Here is a 21,649-nt window from a genome sequence, read left to right as displayed (position 1 = left end):
TCACGCGGCGCCCGCCCGGATGCCGGCGGTCGACTCGATCACGCCGCGCATCTTGCGGTCGAGGGCCTCGTAGAACATCGACAGCGGGAACTCGTCGTCCATCACCAGATCGGTATACCCCTTCGGCGGCCCCGCGAGCACCTCGCGCGGGAGGCCCTCGGCCCACACCGATGCGGGGTTCGGCGTGACGATCCCCGACACGAGCGCGTACGCGCGCAGCCAGTGCGCGGTCTTGGGCCGGTCGATCGACTCCCAGTACAGGGTGTTGATCGCGTCGCTCAGGTCGATGACCGCGTCCGCGACGCGGTCCCAGGCGATGCTGAGCTCGACGTCGCGCCACTCGATCACCCGAGCACGGTGCAGCCACGCGAACAGCAGCTGCCCGCCCAGACCGTCGTAGTTGCGCACCCGCGTCCCGGTGATCGGGAAGCGGAAGATCCGGTCGAAGAGGATCGCGTGCTGGACCAGCCGTGCGTGCCGTCGGGTGTCGGCCTCGAACGGGGCCAGCTCCTCGCCGGCGGCCACGCGCGCGTCGAGCGCGCGCTGGATCGCGACGGCCTCGCGGAACGCGGTGAGGTCGCAGCGCAGCTCCTCGAGCGTGTAGAGGAAGTACGGCATGCGCTGCTTGATCATGAACGGATCGAAGGGCAGGTCGCCCCGCATGTGGGTGCGGTCGTGGATGAGGTCCCACATGACGAAGGTCCGCTCGGCGAGCGCTTGGTCCTCGAGCATCGCGGCGGCCTCGTCGGGCAGGTCCAGCCGGGTGATGGCGGCGGCGGCCGCCACGACGCGCCGGTACCGGGCGGCCTCGCGGTCCTGGAAGATCGCGCCCCACGTGAACGGCGGGACCTCGCGCATCGCGATGGTCTCGGGGAACAGCACGGCCGAGTTCGAGTCGTAGCCGGGCGTGAAGTCGACGAGCCGCAGCGAGACGAACAGCCGGTTGCCGTAGTCGCCGGCCTCGAGCGCCGCCACGAAGTCGGGCCAGATGGCCTCGACGATGAGGGCCTCCATGTGCCGGTCCGGCGAGCCGTTCTGCGTGTACATCGGGAACACCACGAGGTGACGGATGCCGTCGACGCGGTGCTGCTGCGGCTGGAACTCGACCAGCGAGTCGAGGAAGTCGGGCACCCCGAAGCCGCCGTCGGCCCAGCGGCTCAGGTCGCGCGGCAGCGCCGCCAGGTAGGCGGCGTCGTGGGGGAACAGCGGCGCGAGCGCGCGGATCGCGTCGATCATCGTCTCCACGTGGCCGCGGGCCGCGCCGTGCCGCGCGGCGTCGGGGATGGAGCCGTCCCTGGCCTGCAGCGGCTGCAACGCGGTCGCCGCCTCCTTGAGCCGGGCCCAGGTGCCGCTCGTCTCGACGGTGCGCACGTCCTCGACGACCTCGGGCTCGCCGATGATCGCCTGCGCTGCTGCAGTGGACGGGGACATGGGGACCTCCCTCGACGTCGAGATGGAACTTTTCCTGCGCATGATGCGCATTGCTGGAAGCATTTCATCGGACGATACGAGGGTCAAGGAATCTGCCGGTGCGCGGCGGTGTCGAATCGGCCCATCGAGCGGCCGATGCGGTACCGTCCGTGTCATGCAGGATCCGGTCGACGCGCGCCTCGTCGCGGAGGTGTCGAGGGACGGTCGCGCCACGCTCGCGCAGCTCGCCGCGCACGTCGGGCTCTCGACGTCCGCGGTGCAGGCGCGCCTGCGCCGCCTCGAGGCCGGCGGCGTCATCACCGGCTACCGCGCGCTCGTCGATCCCGAGGCCGCGGGTCGGCCCCTGTCGGCGTTCATCGAGATCACGCCGCTCGACCCCGAACGGGCCGACGACGTCCCCGAGCTCCTCGAGCACCTCGACGCGGTGGAGGCGTGCCACTCGATCGCCGGCGACGCGAGCTACATGCTCTTCGTCCGCGTCGGCTCGCCGCTCGACCTCGAGGCGCTCATCCGTGACATCCGACGCGCGGTCCGCGTGAACACGCGCACCACCGTCGTGCTGCAGACCTTCTACGAGAACCGCCCGCTGGTCCCCGCCGAGCGGGGCTGACCTCGCGCGAGGCCTGGCCGGTGCTCGCCGTGCGCCCCGCCGCGACCGGTGCGAGGATCGTGGGAAGGGCGCCGCGAGGCCTTCCGCTCGGCGGCGCCTGACGCGCGCCCGGCGCCCGCACACGAATCCTGCGCGAGGCGCGAATCGCCGCGATTGCCATTGCCGAATCGCCCATAACTGCGTTAGAAGTATGAACGTGGACAAAACGGACTGATCGGAACTTCGGTACCGACGGAATCCGGCGGAGTCCGCGCGGCGAGGGTCCCGGGGTCACGTTGGCTGAGCGTGGCGCGCGGGGGACTGGCCGTCCAGGGGGGATCACAACTATGGGGGAACGTGATGGACGTGGCTGAGCACGCTGGGGGCAGCTCTACCTACGCTGGGAGGACCGTGTTCATCACGGGACACAGCGGCTTCATCGGCGCGTGGCTGTCGACGGTGCTCAAGCACCTCGGCGCCGACGTGATCGGATACTCCACCCACGACGACCCGTCGGCCGCTGAGCGCGCCGTGTGGCTGTCCGAGGTGTGTACCGACCAGATCGAGGGCGACGTCCGCGACAAGGACGCGCTCCTGGGGGCGATCGCGGCGGCCAAGCCCGACATCGTCTTCCACCTCGCCGCGCAGGCGCTGCTCTGCACCGGCTTCGACGAGCCCCACCTGACGTTCGACGTCAACCTGCGGGGCTCGCTCAACGTCCTCGAGGCCGCGCGCCTGGGGCTCACCCCGGCGATCGTGCACGTGACGTCGGACAAGTGCTACGTGCCGATGAAGGCCGGCGGCGGCATGCTCACCGAGTCGAGCCCGCTCGGCGGGCACAGCCCGTACCCGGCCTCGAAGACCATCGCCGAGATGCTCTTCGCCGAGTACGCGGAGCTGCCGCGCATCGACGGTGCCCCGCACCGCATGGGCTCGGTCCGCCTGGGCAACGTCATCGGCGGCGGCGACGATGCGGACCGGCTCGTGCCGAACTGCATCCGCGCCTTCCAGGCCGACCACGTGTTCGCCGTGCGCGACCCGCTCGCGGTGCGGCCCTTCCAGCACGTCCTCGACGTGGTCGACGGGTTCGTCCGCCTGGGCGAGCGCCTCATGACGTCGCAGGGCGAGGTGGTCGACGCGCTCAACTTCGCGCCGCCCACGTCGGGTCACACGGCGGGGGAGATGGTGTTCGAGCTCGCCCGCGCCTGGGGCGACGAGGCGCTCATCAGCCCCGAGTGCGACGCGTGCGCGTTCCCGGAGGACAAGCTCCTGTGGCTCGACGGCTCCAAGGCCGCCGCGCTGCTCGACTGGCACCACGCCTTCGACCTGCGCCGCTCCGCCGAGCGCATCGTCGAGTACGTCCGCGCCGTCGACGCGGGCATCACACCCGCGGAGGCCACCCGCATCCAGGCCGCCGCGTATTACGCGGTGCCGGCACCCGTCCTGCGCGCGGCCGCCTGAGCCGCCCCGCACGCCGTCCACACGACGATGGCCCGGTCCGCGAGGACCGGGCCATCGTCGTGTGACAGGGGGCTCAGCCGAGCGAGCCGTCCGAGCTGAACACCAGGCCGACCATCACCTGGCCCTGCAGGATCGCGTTCTTGGTCAGCGGGCCGCCGGCGTCGAGCGAGTCGAACTGCGCGACCTTGAGGCCGTACTCCTTCTCGAGGCCGATCTGGCAGAACGTGCGGTCCGGGCACTCGGGCGGGCCGCCGAGCGAGATGGAGTCGCACGTCTGCGCGAGCTCCGTGAGCGAGGTGACGCCGTACTGGTCGGCGAACGCCTGGGTGACCGCGAACGCGTTCTGGTCCTGCGCCGCGGCGGGGTCGCCGAACGTCAGGCCCGCGGCCTTCGCGAGCGGCTCGAGCGCGGCCACGGTCGCGTCGATGTCGCCCGACGCGACGGGCGCCGCGTCGGCGCCGTTCTGGGCGAGGTTGAGGAACTCGGTGACGGTGGCCGCGTACTCCGGGACCACTTGGATCTCGCCCTTCTCCAGCGCGGGCAGGTAGGTCTCGCGGCTGCCGATGGTGCGCACCTCGGTGTCGTAGCCGGCGGCCTTGAGGACGTCCGCGTAGATGTTCGCGACGGTGATGTTCTCGGAGAAGTTCGCCGCGCCCACGACCACCTTGCCGCTGCCCGAGCCGGGTGCGGTGATGGACCTGTCGGAGACGTACTGCGACGCGACCTCCTCCGAGGTCTTGTGCTCGATGTCGACGGCCTTGTTGAGCTGGATCAGGTCGTCCGTGGTGAGCACCGCCGACACCGCGTTGAGCGCGCCCAGCAGCTCGGGCGTCGCCGCGTCGGTGTTGACCGCGGGGATGAGGTTGTCGGAGTTCTGCAGGTGCTTGTCGTCGGTGAGGACGGTGAGCGTGTCGCCGGGCACGGGCTGGCACGCCTGCGCCATCGTCCCTCCGGACGACGAGGCGGACGCCGACGAGCCGTCCGCCGACGGGGTGCCGGATGAGCAGCCGGCCAGCAGCAGCACGCCCGCCGCGACGGCCGTGATGAGTCCAGGGGTGGTTCGCATGTCGCTCCTCGGGTCGGGACGGTCAAGGGCCGCAACCTCGGCGGGCGCCGCGTTGTTCCCGGGCGGCCCGGTTTCCAGGGTATTCACCATTCGGCGTCCGCGCTTGGGCGGACGGGCGGACGATGCGGGGGGTCAGGCCGCGACGACGGCGGCGCGGCGCAGCGGGGCGGGGGTGACGGACCGCTGCACGCGGGCCAGGACCCAGTCGACCGCGAGGCACAGCGCGGCGACCAGGATGCCGCCCGCGAGCACCTGGCCGTACCGCTGCGTGGCGAGGCCGGTGTTGATGATGACGCCCAGGCCGCCGCCCGCGACGAGCGCCGCGAGCGGCACGGTGGCCACCGTCTGGGTCGTGGACGTGCGCAGGCCGGCGGCGATGAGCGGCACCGCAAGGGGCAGCTCGACGCGCAGCGCGACCTGGAGCCGCGTCATGCCCTGCCCGAACGCCGCCTCCCGCACGTCCGCGTCGACGCCGGCCATGCCGGTGAACGTGTTGGTGAGGATCGGCGGGAACGCGAAGATCGCGGCGGCGATGATGACGGCGCGGTCGCCGAACCCGATCGCCGAGGCGGCGAACAGGGTGAGCAGCGCGAGCGTCGGGAGGGCGCGCGAGAGGTTGGACAGCACGGTCGTGACGCCGCCGCCGCGGCGGACGTGCCCGAGCCAGAGGCCGAGCGGCAGCGCGACCGCCGCGGCGATGGCGACCGCCGCGAACGACATGTAGACGTGCTCGATGGCCAGCGCGAGGATCGAGTCCTGCTGGAACCGCAGCGAGCCGTCGAAGCCGCGCGCGAACATGCCGTTCGCGCCCACCCAGCTCTCCGGCGTGGTGAGGTAGGTCCAGGCGTCGCCGACGGTGCTCATGCGGCCGCCCCCGCGGCGCCCGCGGGCCGTGCCGCCCGGCCGCCGCGTCGCGCGCGTCGCTCGCGTGTCCACGGCGTGAGCCGCCGCCCCAGGGCGACGATCGCGAGGTCGAGCACGAGCGCGAGCGCGAGGCACAGCAGCGCGCTCGTCGTGATCTGGGCGCGGTAGTTGGACTGCATGCCGCGGAACATCAGCTGCCCGAGGCCTCCGTAGCCGACCACCACCCCCACCGTGACGAGCGCGACCGTCGACACCGTGGCGATCCGCAGCCCCGCGATGATGCTGGGGAGGGCGTTGGGAAGCTCGACGGCGACGAGCATCCGGGTGCGCGTGTACCCGAGCCCGCGCGCCGCGTCCACGACGTCGGGGTCGACGCCGGCGAGCCCGACCACCGTGTTGCGCACGAGGACCAGCAGCGCGTACGCGACGAGGCCGACGAGCACGGTGGTGCGGCCGATCCCGGTGAACGGCGCGAGCAGTGCGAACAGCGCGAACGAGGGGATCGTGTAGAGCACGCCCGTGAGGCCCATGATCGTGCCGGACAGCCGCGGCGAGCGGTGCACGAGCGCCGCGAGCGGGAGCGCGATCACCACCGCGATGAGCACGGCCTCGAGCGTGAGCGTGGCGTGGATGACGAGCTGGTCCCACACCTCGGCGCCGTTGCGGCGGAGGTAGTCGAGCGACAGCCATGGGTTGTCCACCCCACGACCGTACACGTCGCCCCTGGACCCGCCGGGTGTCCGCGCTACGGTGGGGCGATGGACACCAGCGGGATCGTGCTCGAGTCGTTGCGCAAGGTCTACCCCGACGGCACCGTCGCGGTGGGCTCGCTCGACCTCGAGGCGCGCGCGGGGGAGGTGCTCGCGCTCGTCGGGCCGTCCGGCTGCGGCAAGTCCACCACGCTGCGCATGATCAACCGCCTCGTCGAGCCGAGCGCGGGCCGGATCCTCGTCGCGGGCGAGGACGTGATGGGCCGCGACCCCGTCGCGCTGCGGCGCGGCATCGGCTACGTCATCCAGCACGTCGGGCTCTTCCCGCACCGCACGGTCGCGCAGAACGTGGCGACCGTGCCGGGCCTGCTGGGATGGGACAAGGCGCGCACGGCCGAGCGAGTGCGCGAGCTGCTCGACCTCGTCGGCCTCGACGCGGGCACCTACGGCCCGCGCTATCCGCACGAGCTCTCGGGAGGCGAGCGTCAGCGCGTCGGCGTCGCCCGCGCGCTCGCGGTGCGACCGCCGGTGATGCTCATGGACGAGCCCTTCGGCGCGGTGGACCCGCAGGGGCGCAGGCGGCTCCAGCGCGAGTTCCAGGCGCTCCAGCGCGAGCTCGGCACCACCGTGGTGATGGTCACGCACGACATGCGCGAGGCGGTGCTCCTCGCGGACCGCATCGCGGTGCTGTCCCGCGGCGGCGTGCTGGAACAGCTCGGCACGCCCGAGGAGGTCACCGGGTCACCGGCCAACGCGTTCGTCGCGGACTTCCTCGCGGACTTCGGCGAGGCGCCCGCCGCCTGAGGTCGCGCATCGTCCCCGGGGACGATGCGCGGGGGCGGTCAGCGCCAGCGTCCCCGCCACCACGGTGTCTTGATGCCCGCGGCGGCGCGTTCCTCGCGCTCGGCGCGCTCCTCGGCCTCGAGCAGCGCGCGGCGCCGGCGGCGGCGGCGGCCGGTGGTGACGATCCGGTAGAACACGGCCGCCATGATGACGAGCACCACGATGACGAGCACGGGCACGAAGATCGCGATGAGGCCCAGCGCGACGGCGGTGGCGTCCTCGGCGAACGACGCGACGGGCGCGCCCGTGCCGGCGGTGGCCGCGTTGACCGACGGCCGCGAGGCGGACTTCGCGGTGTGGACGCCGGCGGCGATGACGGCGCCGACCATGCCCGCGATGAGGGCGTGGTCCTGCCAGAAGTTGCTCTGGTCGACCACCTGCGACGCGGCGGTGGCCGCGAACAGCACTCCGCCCACGAGCGGGCGGATGAGCGACTGGAGGAGGTCGTTGATGTGGTCGACGCCGGGGATCTTGTCGAGCACGAGCTCGGTGGCGAGCAGGATGAGGCCGATGATGATCGTCGGCCACGACTGGAGCCAGTCGAGCTGCTCGGGCAGCACGATGAAGTCGGTGAAGCGCGCGAACAGCCCGACCATGACGAGCGGGATGAACGCGTTGAGGCCTGCCGCGGCGGACAGGCCTGCTCCCGTGAGCGCAGCGAGCATGAGACCTCCTTCGACACCGGAGGCCCGGCGACGTCCACGCAAGGATAGTCCGCGCGCATCGGCGCGGGAACGGCCGGGAACGGCGAAGACCCCGGCATCTGGGATGCCGGGGCCTTCGGGATGGGGTGGCTAACGGGACTTGAACCCGCGGCCCCCGCGACCACAACGCGGTGCTCTACCAGCTGAGCTATAGCCACCATCCGGCCCTCGCGAGGAAGGCCGGAGACCAGTGTACCCGGTCTACGAGGCCGCCGGTGACGCGTCCGGCGTCACTCGCTGAGCCGCGGACCTGGCCTGGTCGGAGTCCGGGCCGGGCAGCGGCACGAGGACCGTCTCGCGGTAGTAGCGCAGCTCCGTGATCGAGTCGCGGATGTCGCCGAGCGCGCGGTGGCCGCCCGTCTTCGCGGGCGCCTGGAAGAACACGCGCGGGTACCAGCGGCGCACGAGCTCCTTGATCGAGCTGACATCGACGACCCGGTAGTGCAGGTGGCCGACGACGTCGGGCATGTCGCGCTCGAGGAACATGCGGTCCATGCCGACGGTGTTGCCGGCGAGGGGGGACTTGCCCGCCACGGGCACGTGCTTCCTGATGTAGGCGAGGACCTGCTCCTGCGCGTCCTCCATGGTGGTGCCGTGCTCGAGCTCGGGCAGCAGGCCGGAGGTCTCGTGCATCGTCCTCACGAAGTCGCCCATGCCGGCGAGCGCCTCGTCGGAGGGCTTGATCACCACGGAGACGCCGTCGCCCAGGACGTTGAGGTCGGAGTCGGTCACGAGGCACGCGACCTCGACCAGGGCGTCCGCGCCCACGTCGAGGCCCGTCATCTCGCAGTCGATCCATACGAGGGGGGTGTCGGTCATGCCCCTCACCCTATCGAGGACGATTGGCAATGACAGATGTGAACCGTGGGGCTGGTGTGAACGCACGGGGAGCGCCGGGCCCGACGCGGTCCGGGCGCGGTCCGGGCGCAGTCACATCCGTCACATCTGCCATTGGAAGTCGTGGGGTTGACTTTCGTTCGCTTGCATGATTGGTTAGTTGGTGAAGTAACTAACCAAGGAACCGGGAGGTGCCGTGGACGACGGCCGGCCGATCTTCCAGCAGATCGCGCAGCAGCTCGAGGAGCGCATCCTCGACGGCTCCATGCCGGAGGGGTCCCAGGTGCCCTCCATCAACGAGCTCGCCGCCTTCCACCGCATCAACCCGGCGACGGCGCTCAAGGGCGTCACCCGACTGGTGGACGCAGGGGTGCTCCACAAGCGCAGGGGCATCGGCATGTTCGTGTCGGACGGGGCTCGGGAGCAGCTGCTCGCGAGCCGCCGCGAGGCGTTCCGCGACGCCTACGTGAGGCCGCTCGTGCGGCAGGCCGCGACGCTCGGGCTCGACCCCGAGCGCCTCGTGGAGATGATCAGGAAGGAGGCGGAGGGATGACCGCCATCATCGAGACCGTCGGGCTCGGCCGCCGCTACGGCGACGTGCGTGCCGTCGACGACGTGACGTTCGCAGTCGAGGAGGGCTCCGTGTGCGGCCTCCTGGGCCGCAACGGGGCCGGCAAGACCACGCTGCTCCAGCTCCTCACGGGGCAGGAGTTCGCGACCCACGGCGAGGCCCGCGTGTTCGGCGAGGCGCCGCTCGAGAACCCGCGGGTGCTCGGGCGCACGTGCTTCGTCAAGGAGTCGCAGACCTACCCGGACCCGGTCAAGGGCCGCCACGTCCTCCGCGCCGCCGCGTGGTCGTTCCCGGGCTGGGACGCCGCATACGCCGCGCGCCTGGCGCGGGAGCTCGCGGTACCGCTCGACCGCCGCATGAAGAAGCTGTCGCGCGGCCAGCGCTCGGCGATCGGCGTGATCGTCGGGCTCGCCTCGCGCGCCGAGCTCACGCTGTTCGACGAGCCCTACGCGGGCCTCGACGCCGTGGCGCGCCGGCTGTTCTACGACCTGCTGGTCGAGGACCTCGCCGCCCACCCGCGCACGGTGATGATGTCCACGCATCTGATCGACGAGGCGTCGCACCTGCTCGATCGCGTCGTCGTGATCGACGCGGGCCGCATCCTCATCGACGAGTCCGCCGACGCGCTGCGCGGCACCGCCGTCACGGTGGTGGGCCGCTCCGACGACGTCGACGCCTTCGCCTCCGGACGCGACGTGCTGCGGCGCGAGCGCATCGGCGGCATCGCCTCCGCGACGGTCGCGGGGGTGGACGATGCGGGGCGCGCCGCCGCGCTCGCCGCGGGCCTCGAGCTCGCGCCCGTGTCGCTGCAGGAGCTGGTGGTGGCCCGCACGGGCGGCCGCCGCGAGGAGGAGGGGTCATGACCGCCATCGCCTATCCGCCGGTGTCCCGCCGCGTCCTCAACGGCGCGCGCGTGCACGCGGCCAACCCCTGGACCACGCTGGGCCTGCCCTGGGTGATCCTCGTCGCGGTCTTCGGGCTCACGTACTCGATCTGGCGCATCGTCGCGTGGGCCGCGGGCGGCGTCGGCGAGCTCGACGCGGACGCGTTCCGCTACGCGGGCGGCGTCACCTGGATCCTCGGCTACATGGTCACCGTATCCGCGCAGGCGATGAACCAGACCTTCCGCTTCGCGATGGGCCTGTCGCAGACCCGCCGCGACTACTTCGCCGGCACGTGCCTGTACTTCCTGGGCGCCTCCGCGGGCTACGCGCTCGGGATCGCGGTGCTCGCCGCCGCCGAGCGGGCCACGGACGGCTGGGGTGTGCACGGCGCGTTCTTCGCGCCGGCCTTCCTGTTCGACGTCCCGCTGTGGCAGGTCGCGTGGTTCTTCTTCGGGCTGATGATGCTGACACTCGCGATCGGCATCGCCGCGGGTGCCGTGTTCGTGCGGTGGCGTGCGACCGGCCTCGTGACGATGCTCCTCACGATCGGCGTGCTCGCGGTCGGCGGCGCCTTCCTCCTCACCTGGGCCGATGCGTGGGGACCCGTCGGGAGCTTCTTCGTCGACACCTCGGTCGCCGTCCTGGTGGCGTGGACGCTGCCCGTGACCGCGCTCGCGGTGGGGGCGGGGTACGCGCTGCTGAGCCGCGCGACCGTGCGCGACTAGCGTCGCTCGCCCCGCGGGGCGGCGGGCCTCGGCCCGCCGCCCCTCCTCGCGCGCCGGACGCCGTACCGGGTGAGCACTCACATTCCTCACCGCCGCGCAGGCACTCCCTGCCGTCGTGCCCCCGTCGCGCCGTTATGCAACCGTGACTGTTCGCCTCTTGTGAGGGTTCACATTGTGAGCGCTAATATTCGAGTCACGGCGTCCCTCGGGGCGTCGGGGGCAACGCGCTCGACTACCGGCAAGGACGCCGGGCCAGAACAGGGAGGTTCTGAGAATGAAGAAGCGTTTTCTTTCCACCATCGCCATCGCGGGGGCCGCGGCGGTCGCGCTGTCGGCGTGCTCGTCCGATGCGGACCCGGGAGCCAGCGGCTCGGCTGGGGCGGCCGGAGGCGGCGGCGACGTCATCACCGTCGGCTTCGCCCAGACCGGCTCCGAGTCGGGCTGGCGCTCGGCGAACACGGACTCGATGAAGGCGGCGTTCTCCGCGGAGAACGGCTTCGACCTGATCTTCAACGCGGCGGACAACGACACCGCGGCGCAGATCCAGGCCGTCCGCGGCTTCATCAACCAGGGCGTCGACGCGATCGTCATCGCGCCGATCGTCGAGGACGGGTGGGACGACGTGCTCGGTGAGGCCAAGGACGCCGGCATCCCGGTGATCCTCGAGGACCGCACCGTGTCCGCCGCCGACGACCTCTACGCGGCGTGGGTCGGCGACGACTTCAAGGCCGAGGGCACCACGGCCGGGGAGTGGGCCGCCACGACGTTCGGCGACACGGCCACCAAGATGGTCGTGCTCGAGGGCACCACCGGCTCGGCGCCCGCCAACGACCGCGCGGCGGGCTTCGACGAGGCCATCGCGGGCACGAAGATCGAGAAGATCGACTCGCTGACGGGCGACTTCACGCGTGACGGCGGCAAGTCGGTCATGGAGGGCTTCCTCCAGAAGTACGGCGTCGACGGCATCGACCTCGTCTTCGCGCACAACGACGACATGGCGCTCGGCGCCATCGAGGCGATCGAGGCGGCCGGCGCCACCCCGGGCAAGGACATCCAGATCGTCTCGATCGACGGCGTCCACGACGGCATGCAGGCGCTCGTCGACGGCAAGATCAACTACATCGTCGAGTGCAACCCGCTGCTGGGCGAGCAGGCCGCGTCGCTCGTGAAGTCGGTCATCGCCGGCGACACGGTCGAGAAGCAGACCTTCGCGGTCGACGAGGCCTTCGACCAGGCCGCCGCCGAGGCGGCCCTGCCGGACCGCAAGTACTGATCCCTCGCGGACCAGGACCCTTGTAGGCGCGGGCGCTCCCGGCGGGGGGTCGGCTACGGCCGGCTCCCCGCCGGGGCCCCGCGGCACGGAACAGAAAGCTGCCCCTCATGCCTGCGGACACCGAAGTCCAACCCCTCGTCGAGATGCGCGGGATCACCATCCGCTTCCCGGGAGTGCTGGCGCTGGACGGCGTCGACTTCACGCTGCGGCCCGGCGAGGTGCACTCGCTCATGGGCGAGAACGGCGCCGGGAAGTCCACCCTCATCAAGGCCCTCACCGGCGTCTACGCGATCGACGCGGGGGAGATCGTGGTCGCGGGGGAGCGGCGCACCTTCTCGAGCGCCGCCGACGCCCAGGCCGCCGGCATCTCGACGGTGTACCAGGAGGTCAACCTCTGCACCAACCTCAGCGTCGGCGAGAACGTCATGCTGGGCCATGAGGTGCGGCGCGGCGCCGGGATCGACTGGAAGGCGACGCACGCCGCCGCCGCCCGCCACCTCGACAGCCTGGGGCTCGCGCTCGACACCCGGTCGATGCTCGCCAGCTGCTCCATCGCGATCCAGCAGCTGGTCGCGATCAGCCGGGCCATGGTGCTCGACGCGAAGGTGCTCATCCTCGACGAGCCCACCTCGAGCCTCGACCGCGGCGAGGTCGAGCAGCTCTTCGGCGTGATTCGCGACCTCCGGGACAAGGGCGTCGCGATCCTCTTCGTGTCCCACTTCCTCGAGCAGGTCTACGAGATCTCCGACCGCATCACGGTGCTGCGCAACGGCACGCTCGTGGGCGAGCATCCGATCGCGGAGCTGCCGCGCGACGCGCTCGTGACCAAGATGATCGGCCGCGAGCTCGAGGACCTCGCGACCATCGCATCGTCCTCGCACCGCGAGATCGACCGCACCGGCACCCCCGTGGTGAAGGCGACCGGGCTGGGCCGGCGAGGCGTGCTCGAGCCCGCCGACCTCGAGGTCTACGAGGGCGAGGTGGTCGGCCTCGCCGGCCTGCTGGGCTCCGGCCGCACCGAGCTCGTTCGCCTGCTCTACGGCGCCGACAGGCCGGACGACGGCGCCGTCGAGGTGCACGGCCGTCCCGCGCGCCTCCACCAGCCGCGCCACGCGATCGAGCACCGCATCGCGCTGTCGTCGGAGAACAGGCGCGAGGAGGGCGTGGTCGCGGACCTCACGGTCGCGGAGAACATCGTGCTGGGGATGCAGGCGCGCCAGGGCTGGCTGCGCAAGATCCCGAAGAAGGACCAGGACGCGGTCGTCCAGGAGTACATCGAGGCGCTCGGGGTGCGCCCGGCCAACCCGAACGCGCTCGTGGGCAACCTCTCGGGCGGCAACCAGCAGAAGGTGCTGCTCGCCCGGTGGCTCGCCACCGCGCCCGAGCTGCTCGTGCTCGATGAGCCCACGCGCGGCATCGACGTCGGCGCCAAGGCGGACATCCAGAAGAAGGTCGCGGAGCTGTCGGCTCAGGGGCTCGCCGTCATCTTCATCTCCTCCGAGCTGGAGGAGGTGCTTCGATTGGCGCAGCGGGTCGTGGTGCTCCGCGACCGCCGGAAGATCGGCGAGCTCGACTCGGCCGAGACGGACCTCGACGGGCTCATCGCCTACATCGCCAACGAGGGCGAAGGGAGCGCGGCATGACCGCCATCTACAAGCACCGGCTGTTCTGGCCGCTCGTGTCGCTGCTGACGCTCATCGTCATCAACTTCATCGCGCGGCCCCAGTTCCTCAAGATCACCGTGCGCGACGGCGAGCTGTACGGCCCGCTCATCAGCATCCTGCGCGAGTCCGCGCCGCTCATGCTGGTGGCGCTCGGCATGACCATCGTCATCGCGACCCGGGGCATCGACCTGTCGGTGGGCGCGATCATGGCCGTGTCCGGCGCGGTCGCGCTGACGATCATCGACGGCGCCTCGGACCCGAGCAACATGGGCACCGTGACGATCGCGATCGTCGTGGCGATCCTCGTGTCGCTCGTGCTGGGCGTGTGGAACGGCTTCCTCGTGTCGGTGGTCGGCATCCAGCCGATCATCGCGACGCTGGTCCTCATGCTCGCGGGCCGCGGCGTCGCGCTGCTGATCACGGGCGGGTTCATCACCACGGTCAACTCCGACCCGTTCTCCTTCATCGCGTCGGGCTACGTGATCGGGCTGCCGTTCGCGTTCCTCATCGGCGTCGTCGCGATCGTGGTGCTGAGCATCGTCGAGCGCCGCACCGCGCTGGGCGTGCTCACCGAGGCCGTCGGCATCAACCCGGAGGCCAGCCGCCTCGCCGGCGTGCGCTCGCGCGGCATCATCTGGGGCGCGTACATCATGAGCGGCACGCTCGCGGGCGTCGCGGGCCTCATCTACGCCTCGAACATCAAGGCGGCGGACGCGAACGCGGCGGGCGTGTTCATCGAGCTCTACGCGATCCTCGCGGTGGTGCTCGGCGGCACGTCGCTCAACGGCGGCAAGTTCTCGATCGCCGGCACGGTGATCGGCGTGCTCATCATCCAGACCCTCGACTCGACCATCCTCTTCCTCGGCGTGAAGTCCGCGCAGAGCCCCGTGTTCTTCGCGGTCGTGGTGGTGGTCGTGGTGATCGTGCAGTCCGCGCGGCTGCGCGACGGGCTCGCGGCGATGAGCGGACGGCTGCGCGCGCGACGCGAGAGCGCACAGGACCGAGACAAGGTGGAGGTGGCGTGATGGCCGCGACGACCATGGCGCGCGCGCCCCGGGGCACCGCCGAGCGGAAGCCCTCCGCGGTGCAGACGTTCCTCAGCCGCCACGGCGGCATGATGCCGACCTTCGCGGCGGCGCTCATCCTCGTGCTGCTGTTCATCGGCGCGGAGGCCTTCCTGCGGGGCGACTTCATCACGCCGCGCAACATCTCCGCGCTCCTGCTCGACAACGCGTACCTGCTGGTGCTCGCGGTCGGCATGACGTTCGTGATCCTCACGGGCGGCATCGACCTGTCGGTCGGCTCGGTGATGGCGTTCACCGGCATCCTGGGCGCCAAGATGCTCGGCGCCGGGGTGCCCGCGCTCGTCGCGGTGCCCGTGATGCTGCTCGGCGGCGCCGCGATCGGCCTGATGATCGGCATCCTCGTGCAGTACTTCGGGGTGCAGCCGTTCATCGCGTCGCTCGCGGGCCTGTTCCTCGGCCGCGGCCTGGCGTACATCGTGAGCCTGTCGTCGATCAAGGTGGAGAACGATGCGGTGCTGTGGCTGCAGTCGACCCGCATCAAGCTGGGCGACTGGTACCTCACGCCCACCGGCATCATCGCGCTCGCGACGGTCGCGATCGCGGCGTTCGTGCTCCACCTCACGCGGTTCGGCCGCACCATCTACGCGATCGGCGGCAACGAGCAGTCGGCGCGCCTCATGGGACTCAAGGTGGGGCGCACCAAGATCGCCGCATACGTGATCTCGGGCTCGTGCGCGGGCCTCGCCGGCCTCATCCTCACCGCCTACTCGGGCGCGGGCTACCCCCGCAACGGCATCGGCACCGAGCTCGACGCGATCTCCGCCGTCGTCATCGGCGGCACGCTGCTCACGGGCGGGCGCGGCTACGTGGTCGGCTCGATGATCGGCGTGTTCGTCTACGGCACCATCAAGACGATCATCAACTACATGGGCGCCGAGCAGTCCTGGATGCAGATCATCGTGGGCGCGCTGCTGCTGCTCTTCATCGTGGTGCAGCGTGCGATCGTGGCCCGCTCGGAGGGCCGTCGTTAGCGGTCTGCCAGCCGCGTCGACCGTCGCACCTCGTCCGCGCCCACATAATGGGGCCGTGGACGAGGTGCGGCCGTTGCTGGAGCTCACCGGCGCGACGGTGCGCTTCGGTGCCGATGCGGCGCTGTCCCGCGTCGACTTCCGGCTCTTCCCCGGCGAGGTCCACTCGCTCATGGGCGAGAACGGCGCGGGCAAGTCCACGCTCATCAAGGCGATCACGGGCGCGCTGCGGCTCGACGAGGGCACGCTCACCCTCGCGGGCGACCGCGTGGAGTTCGCGGACCCCCACGCCGCGCAGCGCGCGGGGATCTCGACCGTCTACCAGGAGGTCGAGCTCCTGCCCAACATGACGGTCGCGGAGAACATCTGCCTGGGTCGCGAGCCGCGCCGCGGCGGCGTCATCAGCACGCGCCTCATGAACGCGCGCGCGGCCGCGCTCCTCGCCGACCTGGGCCTCGAGGTGGATCCCGCGTCGCTGCTCGGCGGCCATTCGGTGGCGGTGCAGCAGCTCGTCGCGATCGCGCGCGCCATCTCCGCCGACCTGCGGGTGCTCGTGCTCGACGAGCCGACGTCGAGCCTCGACCTCGACGAGGTCGCCGAGCTGTTCCGGATCATCCGCGAGCTCAAGTCCCGCGGCGTCGCGATCCTCTTCGTGTCGCACTTCCTCGACCAGGTGTACGAGATCTGCGACCGCGTCACCGTGCTGCGCGACGGCGCGCTCGTGGGGGAGTACCTCACGCACGAGCTGCTCCGCATCGACCTCGTCCAGAAGATGCTCGGTCGCGGCGTCGCCGAGGTCCGCGCGCGAGGCCGCGCGGTGGACGATGCGCCGGCGGGGGAGGCCGTCCTGCGCGCCCGGGGCGTGTCCTCGGCGCGCGGCATCCAGGACGCCGACCTCGACCTGGGCGAGGGCGAGGTGCTCGGGGTCGCCGGGCTGCTCGGCTCGGGCCGGACCTCGCTCGCGCGGGCGCTGACCGGCGTGACGCGCCTCGAGTCGGGGGTGATCCGCATCGAGGACGCCGACGTGCACCTCGACTCGCCGCGACGTGCGATGTCGCTCGGCGTCGTCTACTCGTCCGAGGACCGGCGCCGCGACGGCATCGTCGCCGAGCTCAGCGTGCTCGACAACATCACGCTCGCGCTCCAGTCGGAGCAGGGCATGCTGCGGCAGATCCCCGCCGCACGGCGCCGCGACCTCGCCGCGAGCTGGGTCGAGGCGCTCGACATCCGCCCGCCCGACCTCGACCGCCCCGCCGGCACCCTCTCGGGCGGCAACCAGCAGAAGGTGCTGCTCGCGCGCCTGCTCGCGCTGTCGCCCCGCGTGCTCGTGCTCGACGAGCCGACGCGCGGCATCGACGTCGGCGCGAAGGTGGAGATCCAGAACCTGGTCGCCGAGCTCGCGGAGAACGGCATGTCGGTGGTGTTCATCTCCGCGGAGCTCGAGGAGGTGCTGCGGGTCGGCGATCGCGTCGCGGTCGTGCGCGACGGGCGCATCACGGACACCGTCGCGGCGGCGGACCTCACGGCGGACTCGCTGCTCGCGCTCGTCGCGCAGCCCGGCGAGGACGAGGGGTAGCCCGTGGCGGAGGATCAGGGCGCCCGCGCGGCGAACATCTTCGATGTCGCGCGCCTGGCCGGGGTGTCGCACCAGACGGTGTCGCGCGTCATCAACGGCATGCCGAACGTGCGCCCGGCCACCAAGGAGCGCGTCGACAAGGCGATCGCGCAGCTCCACTACAGCCCGTCGCCCGCGGCACGCGCGCTCGTCACCCGCCGCACCCGCACCATCGGCCTCATCACGCCCGGCGTGGTCGACTACGGACCGGCGTCCATCGCGATGCACTTCAACATCGCCGCCCGCACGGCGCGCTACAGCGTCGACGCGGTGAGCACCGTCGACGGCGATCCCGCGGTGGTGCGCGCCGCCGTCGAGGCGCTCCTGCGCCAGCGCGTCGACGCGATCGTCGTGATCGTCGCCGACGCCGCCGCGCTCGAGGTGGTGCGCGGGCTCGACCTCGCCATCCCCGTCGTGGCCGCCGCGTCGACCGCCCGCCGCGACCCGCGCATCGTCTCCATCGACCAGTACCGCGGCGCCCGCGCCGCGGTCGCTCACCTCGCGGAGCTCGGGCATGCGCGCATCCTGCACATCGCCGGCCCGGCGCACGCCCCGGACGCCGCGGAGCGCGTGCGCGGGTGGCGCGAGGAGCTCGCCGCGCGCCGGCTCGAGGTGGTCGAGCCCATGCACGGCGACTGGAGCGCGGCCGGCGGCCACCGCATCGGCCTCGAGATCGACGTCGCCTCGGGGGACGCGATCTTCGTGGGCAACGACCAGATGGCCATCGGCGTGCTCTCGGCGCTCCGTGCGCGCGGGCTGCGCGTGCCGGACGACGTGAGCGTGGTGGGCTTCGACGACATCCCCGAGGCGGGCTACCTGCTGCCCGCGCTCACGACGGTCCGCCAGGACTTCGAGGCGCACGGGCGGCTGATCATGCAGAAGGTGCTCGTCGCGCTCGAGGAGCACGGCGGGGAGACCTCCGACACGCCGCTCCCGACGCGGCTCGTGGTGCGCGACTCCACGCGCGCCGCCGCGCCGGGGGCGTAGGGCGGGTCAGTCCTCCTCGTGCGCGACCGCGGGGCGCGAGCGCCAGGACGCGCGCGTGTACTGCGGGGGCCAGTAGCCGATGTCCTCGCCCAGCTCGTGCGCGGCGCGCAGCGGCAGGTGGGGGTCGCGCATGAACTCGCGGCCCACGAAGACCGCGTCGGCCTTGCCGGACGCCACGAGGGCCTCCGCCTGCCGCGCGTCCACGATCATGCCGACGGCGGTCGCGGCGATGCCGGAGCGCTCGCGGATCGCGGTCGCGTGCGGCACCTGGTAGCCGGGGCCGGTCGGGATGGTCGCGTCGGGGATGAGCCCGCCCGTCGAGGTGTCGACCAGGTCGGCGCCCGCCTCGCGGAGCCACTGCGCGACGGTCACCGTGTCGTCGAGGGTCCAGCCCGCGGGCTCGACCCAGTCGGTCGCGGACACGCGCACGAACAGGGGCACGTCCGGCCCGGCGACCTCGCGCACGCGGCGCACCACGTGCAGCAGCAGGCGGGCGCGGCCCACGAGCGCGCCGCCCCAACGGTCGGTGCGGGTGTTCGCCAGGGGGGACAGGAACTGGTGGAGCAGGTAGCCGTGCGCGGCGTGGACCTCGAGCACGTCGAAGCCCGCCTCGAGCGCGCGGCGCGCGGCCTCGCCGAACCCGTCGACGATCGCGGCGATGCCCTCCTCGTCGAGCGCGGTGGGCTCGGCGTAGTCGCCGAACGCGATCGCCGACGGGGCGACGGTGGGCCAGCCGCCCTCCTCGGCGGGCACGGTGCCGCGGCCGCTCCACTCGCGGTGCGTCGAGCCCTTGCGGCCCGCGTGCGCGAGCTGGATCGCGGCGACGGCGCCCTGGCCGTGGATGAAGGAGACGATGCGCGCCCACGCGTCGCGCTGCTCGTCGTTCCAGATGCCGGGGCACCACGGGGAGATGCGGCCCTCGGGCAGCACCGCGGTGGCCTCGGACATGACGAGCCCCGCGCCGCCGCGCGCGAACGAGCCGAGGTGGACCAGGTGCCAGTCGGTCGGCACGCCGTCCTGCGCCTCGCACGAGTACTGGCACAGGGGGCTCACCCACAGCCGGTTGCGCGCCTCCACGGTGCGGAGGGTCAGGGGGGTGAACAGGGCTGACGTCATGAGGTTCCTTCGATGGAGGGGGACGGGGCCATCATGGCGCGGCCCGCCGGGTGCGAGAACGCACCTTGGTCCCGTGCGATTCCGTGACGCGGCACGATGCGCCGGCTCAGGCCCGCGCGAGGGAGAACCACAGCGGCGGGATGAGGGCCAGGATCGCGTCGACGCCCGCCTGCGGATCGTGCGGCCCCTCGGACGCGAGCCAGACGCGCATCGCGCCCATCGTGCCCTGGCCGACGAACGCGGCCGCCATCGCGAGGCGCATGCCCTCGGCGCCCTCGAGCGACGCGCCCTGGGCCTGGGCGAAGGTCAGCAGGCTCGCCTCGATGTGGCCCGCGAGCAGCTCGGCGAGCACGGAGCCGTGGTCGACCGCGGCCGACGAGAGCCCGTGGCGGTACACCGCCTCGTGGTGCAGCACGTGCTCGAGCAGGGTCCGTTCGCTCTCGCGCCACACCTGCTCGACGTCGTGGGGCTCGCGCGCGGTATCCGCGAGGAAGGTGCCGCGGATGGCGTCGAGGTCACGCAGCAGGACCCCGGTGAGGAGCGCGGCGGGCGAGGTCGCGTGGTTGTAGAACGTGGCGCGCGTGACGCCGGCGGCGCGCGCGATCTCGGTCACGGCGATGCGCTCGATCGGGCGCTCGGACGCGAGCGCGAGGACCGCCTCGGCGAGCGCGTCGGCGCTGCGGGCGAACCGCGGGTCGGTGGTCACGCGCTCAGCCTATCCGTGCAGGTCCCCGGGTGGGAGAGCGCTCTCACGCCGCGGGCCCCTGCCACGGGGTCCAGCCGCGTGCGTGAAGCGACTCGGCACCGTCGAGGAGGAGGTCGAGCGCGAAGGCGAACTCGAAGTCGTCGTCGCACGCGGCTCCCACCGTCGTGGCCGCGTCGTGGCCCGCGCTCATCGCCGACTCGAGGACGGCCGGCCAGCGCGCCGCCATCGCCTCCATCGCCGCCGCGATCTGCGCGGGGTCGGTGGGGGCGGGCGCGGACGAGGCCACCTCCTGCGTGAAGCCCCAGACGCGGCTGCCGAGCGCGTGCATGGTGTGGTGCGCGAGCTGCGGCGACAGGCCGCCGTCGCGCAGGATCCGCAGCATCGCCTCCATGTGGTCGAGCATCGCCGGGCTCGGCGCGGTGCGGGTCTCGAGCGCCCGCCAGGCCCACGGATGGCGCTGCAGCGCGGCGCGCGCGTCGAGCACCCGCGCGCGGGCGGCGGCCCTCCACGGGCCGGCGGGCGGGTCCGCCGGGGCGGGGACCTCGGCGAGCACCGCGTCGACCATGCCGTCGACCAGGGCGTCCTTGTCGCGCACGTGCTTGTACAGCGCCATCGGGACCACGCCGAGCCGGTCGGCGAGCGCCCGCATGCTCAGCGCCTCGAGCCCGTGCGCGTCGGCGAACGCGACCGCCTCGCGCAGCACGCGCTCGCGGCTGAGGGGCGTGCGTCGCGCGGCTGACGGTGTCGCCATGGCTCCTCCTCGTCGCGATCCCTTGACGGTGTACGCCCTACACCCTAGTGTCGAGAGGGCGAAGGTGTACGCCGTACACCGCGCCGACACGAGGGAGGGACCATGTCCACCGACCGCCGCACCGCCGCGCTCGCGGGAGCGCTGTACCTCGTCACGCACGTCACCTCGGTGACGGCCGTGCTGCTGTACGGGCCGATGATCGACGACGACGCGTGGCTCGCCGGCGACGGGCCGGGCACGGCGCAGCTCGCCGGCGCGCTGCTCGACGTCGTCCTCGCGCTCGCCGTGGTCGGCACGGCGCTGCTCCTCCACCCGCTGCTCCGGCGTCCGGCGCCGGGCGGGGCGCTCGCCTACGTCGCGCTTCGCACCCTGGAGGCGGGCGTGATCCTCATCGGCGCGTGCGCGGTGATCGCGCTCGTCGCGCTGCGCGCCGCGGGCGACGCCGACGGCCCCGCCGGCCTCGCGCTGCGCGGCCTGTACTCCGCGACGTTCCTCGTGGGGCCCGGTCTCGTGGTCGGCGTCCATACCGTCGTGCTGGCCGCGGTGCTGTGGCGGCTGCGGGCGGTGCCGCGCTGGATCCCCGCGCTCGGCGTCGTCGGCGCGGTGCTGGTGACGGTCTCGAACCTCACGGTGCTGCTGGGGGTCCAGGGCGAGGTCACGACGGCCCGCGCGCTCGCGGCCGTGCCCATCTTCGCGTGGGAGCTCGGGCTGGCCGTGACCCTGCTCGCGCGGGGGCTGCGGCTGCCCGCCCGGGCGAGCGGCGCATCGTCCCCCCGCGAGGCCGTGCCGGCCTGACGTG

22 protein-coding genes and 1 tRNA gene are annotated in these 21,649 nt (G+C 72.4%); 13 read left to right on the top strand and 10 right to left on the bottom strand.

Features of this window, described 5'->3' with window-relative positions:
- Complete coding sequence (locus AOM04_RS01520; RefSeq protein ID WP_062461244.1) at positions 1-1,431, bottom strand: DUF6421 family protein; 1,431 nt, start codon at positions 1,429-1,431, stop codon at positions 1-3.
- 154 nt (positions 1,432-1,585) lie between these two features.
- On the opposite strand from AOM04_RS01520, the gene AOM04_RS01515 reads away from it, so the two are divergent.
- On the top strand, positions 1,586-2,041 hold the full coding sequence (locus tag AOM04_RS01515; RefSeq protein WP_062461241.1) for an Lrp/AsnC family transcriptional regulator: 456 nt from the start codon (positions 1,586-1,588) through the stop codon (positions 2,039-2,041).
- A 390-nt stretch (positions 2,042-2,431) separates the two neighbouring features.
- Positions 2,432-3,481: an NAD-dependent epimerase/dehydratase family protein gene (locus tag AOM04_RS01510; protein WP_062461238.1), complete on the top strand. Its 1,050-nt coding sequence runs from the start codon at positions 2,432-2,434 to the stop codon at positions 3,479-3,481.
- 73 nt (positions 3,482-3,554) lie between these two features.
- Here AOM04_RS01510 and AOM04_RS01505 read toward each other — a convergent pair whose 3' ends face one another.
- The 3 genes from AOM04_RS01505 to AOM04_RS01495 form a co-directional block, all read right to left on the bottom strand.
- Entirely contained in the window at positions 3,555-4,547 is a 993-nt protein-coding gene (locus AOM04_RS01505) for a glycine betaine ABC transporter substrate-binding protein (protein ID WP_062461235.1), read from the bottom strand.
- 132 nt (positions 4,548-4,679) lie between these two features.
- Positions 4,680-5,411 carry an ABC transporter permease gene (locus AOM04_RS01500; RefSeq protein ID WP_082104343.1) on the bottom strand — a complete coding sequence of 244 codons (732 nt, stop codon included), beginning with the start codon at positions 5,409-5,411 and terminating at the stop codon, positions 4,680-4,682.
- Positions 5,408-6,112, bottom strand: coding sequence for an ABC transporter permease (locus AOM04_RS01495; RefSeq protein ID WP_228373581.1), 705 nt, complete (start codon positions 6,110-6,112; stop codon positions 5,408-5,410). Before AOM04_RS01495 ends, AOM04_RS01500 begins: the two co-directional genes overlap by 4 nt.
- 57 nt (positions 6,113-6,169) lie before the next feature.
- On the opposite strand from AOM04_RS01495, the gene AOM04_RS01490 reads away from it, so the two are divergent.
- On the top strand, positions 6,170-6,925 hold the full coding sequence (locus AOM04_RS01490) for an ABC transporter ATP-binding protein (protein WP_082104269.1): 756 nt from the start codon (positions 6,170-6,172) through the stop codon (positions 6,923-6,925).
- Between the two features lie 38 nt (positions 6,926-6,963).
- Here AOM04_RS01490 and AOM04_RS01485 read toward each other — a convergent pair whose 3' ends face one another.
- The 3 genes from AOM04_RS01485 to orn form a co-directional block, all read right to left on the bottom strand.
- Positions 6,964-7,629: a DUF4126 domain-containing protein gene (locus tag AOM04_RS01485; protein ID WP_082104268.1), complete on the bottom strand. Its 666-nt coding sequence runs from the start codon at positions 7,627-7,629 to the stop codon at positions 6,964-6,966.
- Between the two features lie 121 nt (positions 7,630-7,750).
- A tRNA-His gene (locus AOM04_RS01480) sits at positions 7,751-7,826 on the bottom strand.
- A gap of 43 nt (positions 7,827-7,869) precedes the next feature.
- Entirely contained in the window at positions 7,870-8,487 is a 618-nt protein-coding gene (gene orn, locus AOM04_RS01475) for an oligoribonuclease (protein ID WP_062461226.1), read from the bottom strand.
- Positions 8,488-8,701: 214 nt separating this feature from the next.
- Between orn and AOM04_RS01470 the strand changes: the two genes are divergently transcribed.
- The 9 genes from AOM04_RS01470 (at position 8,702) to AOM04_RS01430 (ending at position 18,277) form a co-directional block, all read left to right on the top strand.
- Complete coding sequence (locus AOM04_RS01470; RefSeq protein WP_062461223.1) at positions 8,702-9,058, top strand: GntR family transcriptional regulator; 357 nt, start codon at positions 8,702-8,704, stop codon at positions 9,056-9,058.
- The gene (locus AOM04_RS01465) at positions 9,055-9,939 is read left to right on the top strand and encodes an ABC transporter ATP-binding protein (protein WP_062461220.1); all 885 of its coding nucleotides are present in this window, start codon (positions 9,055-9,057) and stop codon (positions 9,937-9,939) included. Before AOM04_RS01470 ends, AOM04_RS01465 begins: the two co-directional genes overlap by 4 nt.
- Positions 9,936-10,685 (top strand): hypothetical protein, encoded by a 750-nt coding sequence (locus tag AOM04_RS01460; RefSeq protein ID WP_062461217.1) that lies wholly within the window; start codon positions 9,936-9,938, stop codon positions 10,683-10,685. The genes AOM04_RS01465 and AOM04_RS01460 overlap by 4 nt, the downstream gene beginning before the upstream one ends.
- A gap of 274 nt (positions 10,686-10,959) precedes the next feature.
- A complete protein-coding gene (locus tag AOM04_RS01455) occupies positions 10,960-11,958 on the top strand; it encodes an ABC transporter substrate-binding protein (protein WP_062461214.1) in 999 nt (332 codons plus the stop codon).
- Positions 11,959-12,065: 107 nt separating this feature from the next.
- A complete protein-coding gene (locus AOM04_RS01450; protein WP_062461211.1) occupies positions 12,066-13,601 on the top strand; it encodes a sugar ABC transporter ATP-binding protein in 1,536 nt (511 codons plus the stop codon).
- Positions 13,598-14,647, top strand: coding sequence for an ABC transporter permease (locus AOM04_RS01445; RefSeq protein ID WP_062461209.1), 1,050 nt, complete (start codon positions 13,598-13,600; stop codon positions 14,645-14,647). Before AOM04_RS01450 ends, AOM04_RS01445 begins: the two co-directional genes overlap by 4 nt.
- Positions 14,647-15,678, top strand: coding sequence for an ABC transporter permease subunit (locus AOM04_RS01440; RefSeq protein ID WP_228373580.1), 1,032 nt, complete (start codon positions 14,647-14,649; stop codon positions 15,676-15,678). The genes AOM04_RS01445 and AOM04_RS01440 overlap by 1 nt, the downstream gene beginning before the upstream one ends.
- Before the next feature lie 55 nt (positions 15,679-15,733).
- Complete coding sequence (locus AOM04_RS01435; RefSeq protein ID WP_062461206.1) at positions 15,734-17,251, top strand: sugar ABC transporter ATP-binding protein; 1,518 nt, start codon at positions 15,734-15,736, stop codon at positions 17,249-17,251.
- A 3-nt stretch (positions 17,252-17,254) separates the two neighbouring features.
- The gene (locus AOM04_RS01430) at positions 17,255-18,277 is read left to right on the top strand and encodes a LacI family DNA-binding transcriptional regulator (protein WP_062461203.1); all 1,023 of its coding nucleotides are present in this window, start codon (positions 17,255-17,257) and stop codon (positions 18,275-18,277) included.
- A 6-nt stretch (positions 18,278-18,283) separates the two neighbouring features.
- Here the strand turns inward: AOM04_RS01430 and AOM04_RS01425 are convergent, their stop codons facing one another.
- The 3 genes from AOM04_RS01425 to AOM04_RS01415 all read right to left on the bottom strand — a co-directional run bounded on the left by AOM04_RS01425 (position 18,284) and on the right by AOM04_RS01415 (position 20,850).
- A complete protein-coding gene (locus AOM04_RS01425; protein ID WP_062461200.1) occupies positions 18,284-19,393 on the bottom strand; it encodes an NADH:flavin oxidoreductase/NADH oxidase in 1,110 nt (369 codons plus the stop codon).
- A gap of 106 nt (positions 19,394-19,499) precedes the next feature.
- Positions 19,500-20,099, bottom strand: a complete 600-nt coding sequence (locus AOM04_RS01420; protein WP_062461197.1) for a TetR/AcrR family transcriptional regulator — start codon at positions 20,097-20,099, stop codon at positions 19,500-19,502.
- 43 nt (positions 20,100-20,142) lie between these two features.
- A complete protein-coding gene (locus AOM04_RS01415) occupies positions 20,143-20,850 on the bottom strand; it encodes a TetR/AcrR family transcriptional regulator (protein ID WP_062461194.1) in 708 nt (235 codons plus the stop codon).
- Positions 20,851-20,952: 102 nt separating this feature from the next.
- Between AOM04_RS01415 and AOM04_RS01410 the strand changes: the two genes are divergently transcribed.
- The gene (locus tag AOM04_RS01410) at positions 20,953-21,645 is read left to right on the top strand and encodes a DUF4386 domain-containing protein (RefSeq protein ID WP_062461191.1); all 693 of its coding nucleotides are present in this window, start codon (positions 20,953-20,955) and stop codon (positions 21,643-21,645) included.
- The last annotated feature ends 4 nt before the right edge of the window (positions 21,646-21,649 follow it).

Source organism: Demequina soli (assembly GCF_000971195.1).
GTDB classification, from domain to species: Bacteria; Actinomycetota; Actinomycetes; order Actinomycetales; family Demequinaceae; genus Demequina; species Demequina soli.
This window is presented reverse-complemented; position numbering and strand designations above follow the sequence as displayed.

Coding starts and splice junctions, on each gene's coding strand:
- AOM04_RS01520 (WP_062461244.1), bottom strand. CDS start 1,431: ATGTCCCCGTCCACTGCAGCAGCGCAGGCGATCATCGGCGAGCCCGAG.
- AOM04_RS01515 (WP_062461241.1), top strand. CDS start 1,586: ATGCAGGATCCGGTCGACGCGCGCCTCGTCGCGGAGGTGTCGAGGGAC.
- AOM04_RS01505 (WP_062461235.1), bottom strand. CDS start 4,547: ATGCGAACCACCCCTGGACTCATCACGGCCGTCGCGGCGGGCGTGCTG.
- AOM04_RS01500 (WP_082104343.1), bottom strand. CDS start 5,411: ATGAGCACCGTCGGCGACGCCTGGACCTACCTCACCACGCCGGAGAGC.
- AOM04_RS01490 (WP_082104269.1), top strand. CDS start 6,170: ATGGACACCAGCGGGATCGTGCTCGAGTCGTTGCGCAAGGTCTACCCC.
- AOM04_RS01485 (WP_082104268.1), bottom strand. CDS start 7,629: ATGCTCGCTGCGCTCACGGGAGCAGGCCTGTCCGCCGCGGCAGGCCTC.
- orn (WP_062461226.1), bottom strand. CDS start 8,487: ATGACCGACACCCCCCTCGTATGGATCGACTGCGAGATGACGGGCCTC.
- AOM04_RS01465 (WP_062461220.1), top strand. CDS start 9,055: ATGACCGCCATCATCGAGACCGTCGGGCTCGGCCGCCGCTACGGCGAC.
- AOM04_RS01460 (WP_062461217.1), top strand. CDS start 9,936: ATGACCGCCATCGCCTATCCGCCGGTGTCCCGCCGCGTCCTCAACGGC.
- AOM04_RS01455 (WP_062461214.1), top strand. CDS start 10,960: ATGAAGAAGCGTTTTCTTTCCACCATCGCCATCGCGGGGGCCGCGGCG.
- AOM04_RS01450 (WP_062461211.1), top strand. CDS start 12,066: ATGCCTGCGGACACCGAAGTCCAACCCCTCGTCGAGATGCGCGGGATC.
- AOM04_RS01445 (WP_062461209.1), top strand. CDS start 13,598: ATGACCGCCATCTACAAGCACCGGCTGTTCTGGCCGCTCGTGTCGCTG.
- AOM04_RS01440 (WP_228373580.1), top strand. CDS start 14,647: ATGGCCGCGACGACCATGGCGCGCGCGCCCCGGGGCACCGCCGAGCGG.
- AOM04_RS01425 (WP_062461200.1), bottom strand. CDS start 19,393: ATGACGTCAGCCCTGTTCACCCCCCTGACCCTCCGCACCGTGGAGGCG.
- AOM04_RS01415 (WP_062461194.1), bottom strand. CDS start 20,850: ATGGCGACACCGTCAGCCGCGCGACGCACGCCCCTCAGCCGCGAGCGC.
- AOM04_RS01410 (WP_062461191.1), top strand. CDS start 20,953: ATGTCCACCGACCGCCGCACCGCCGCGCTCGCGGGAGCGCTGTACCTC.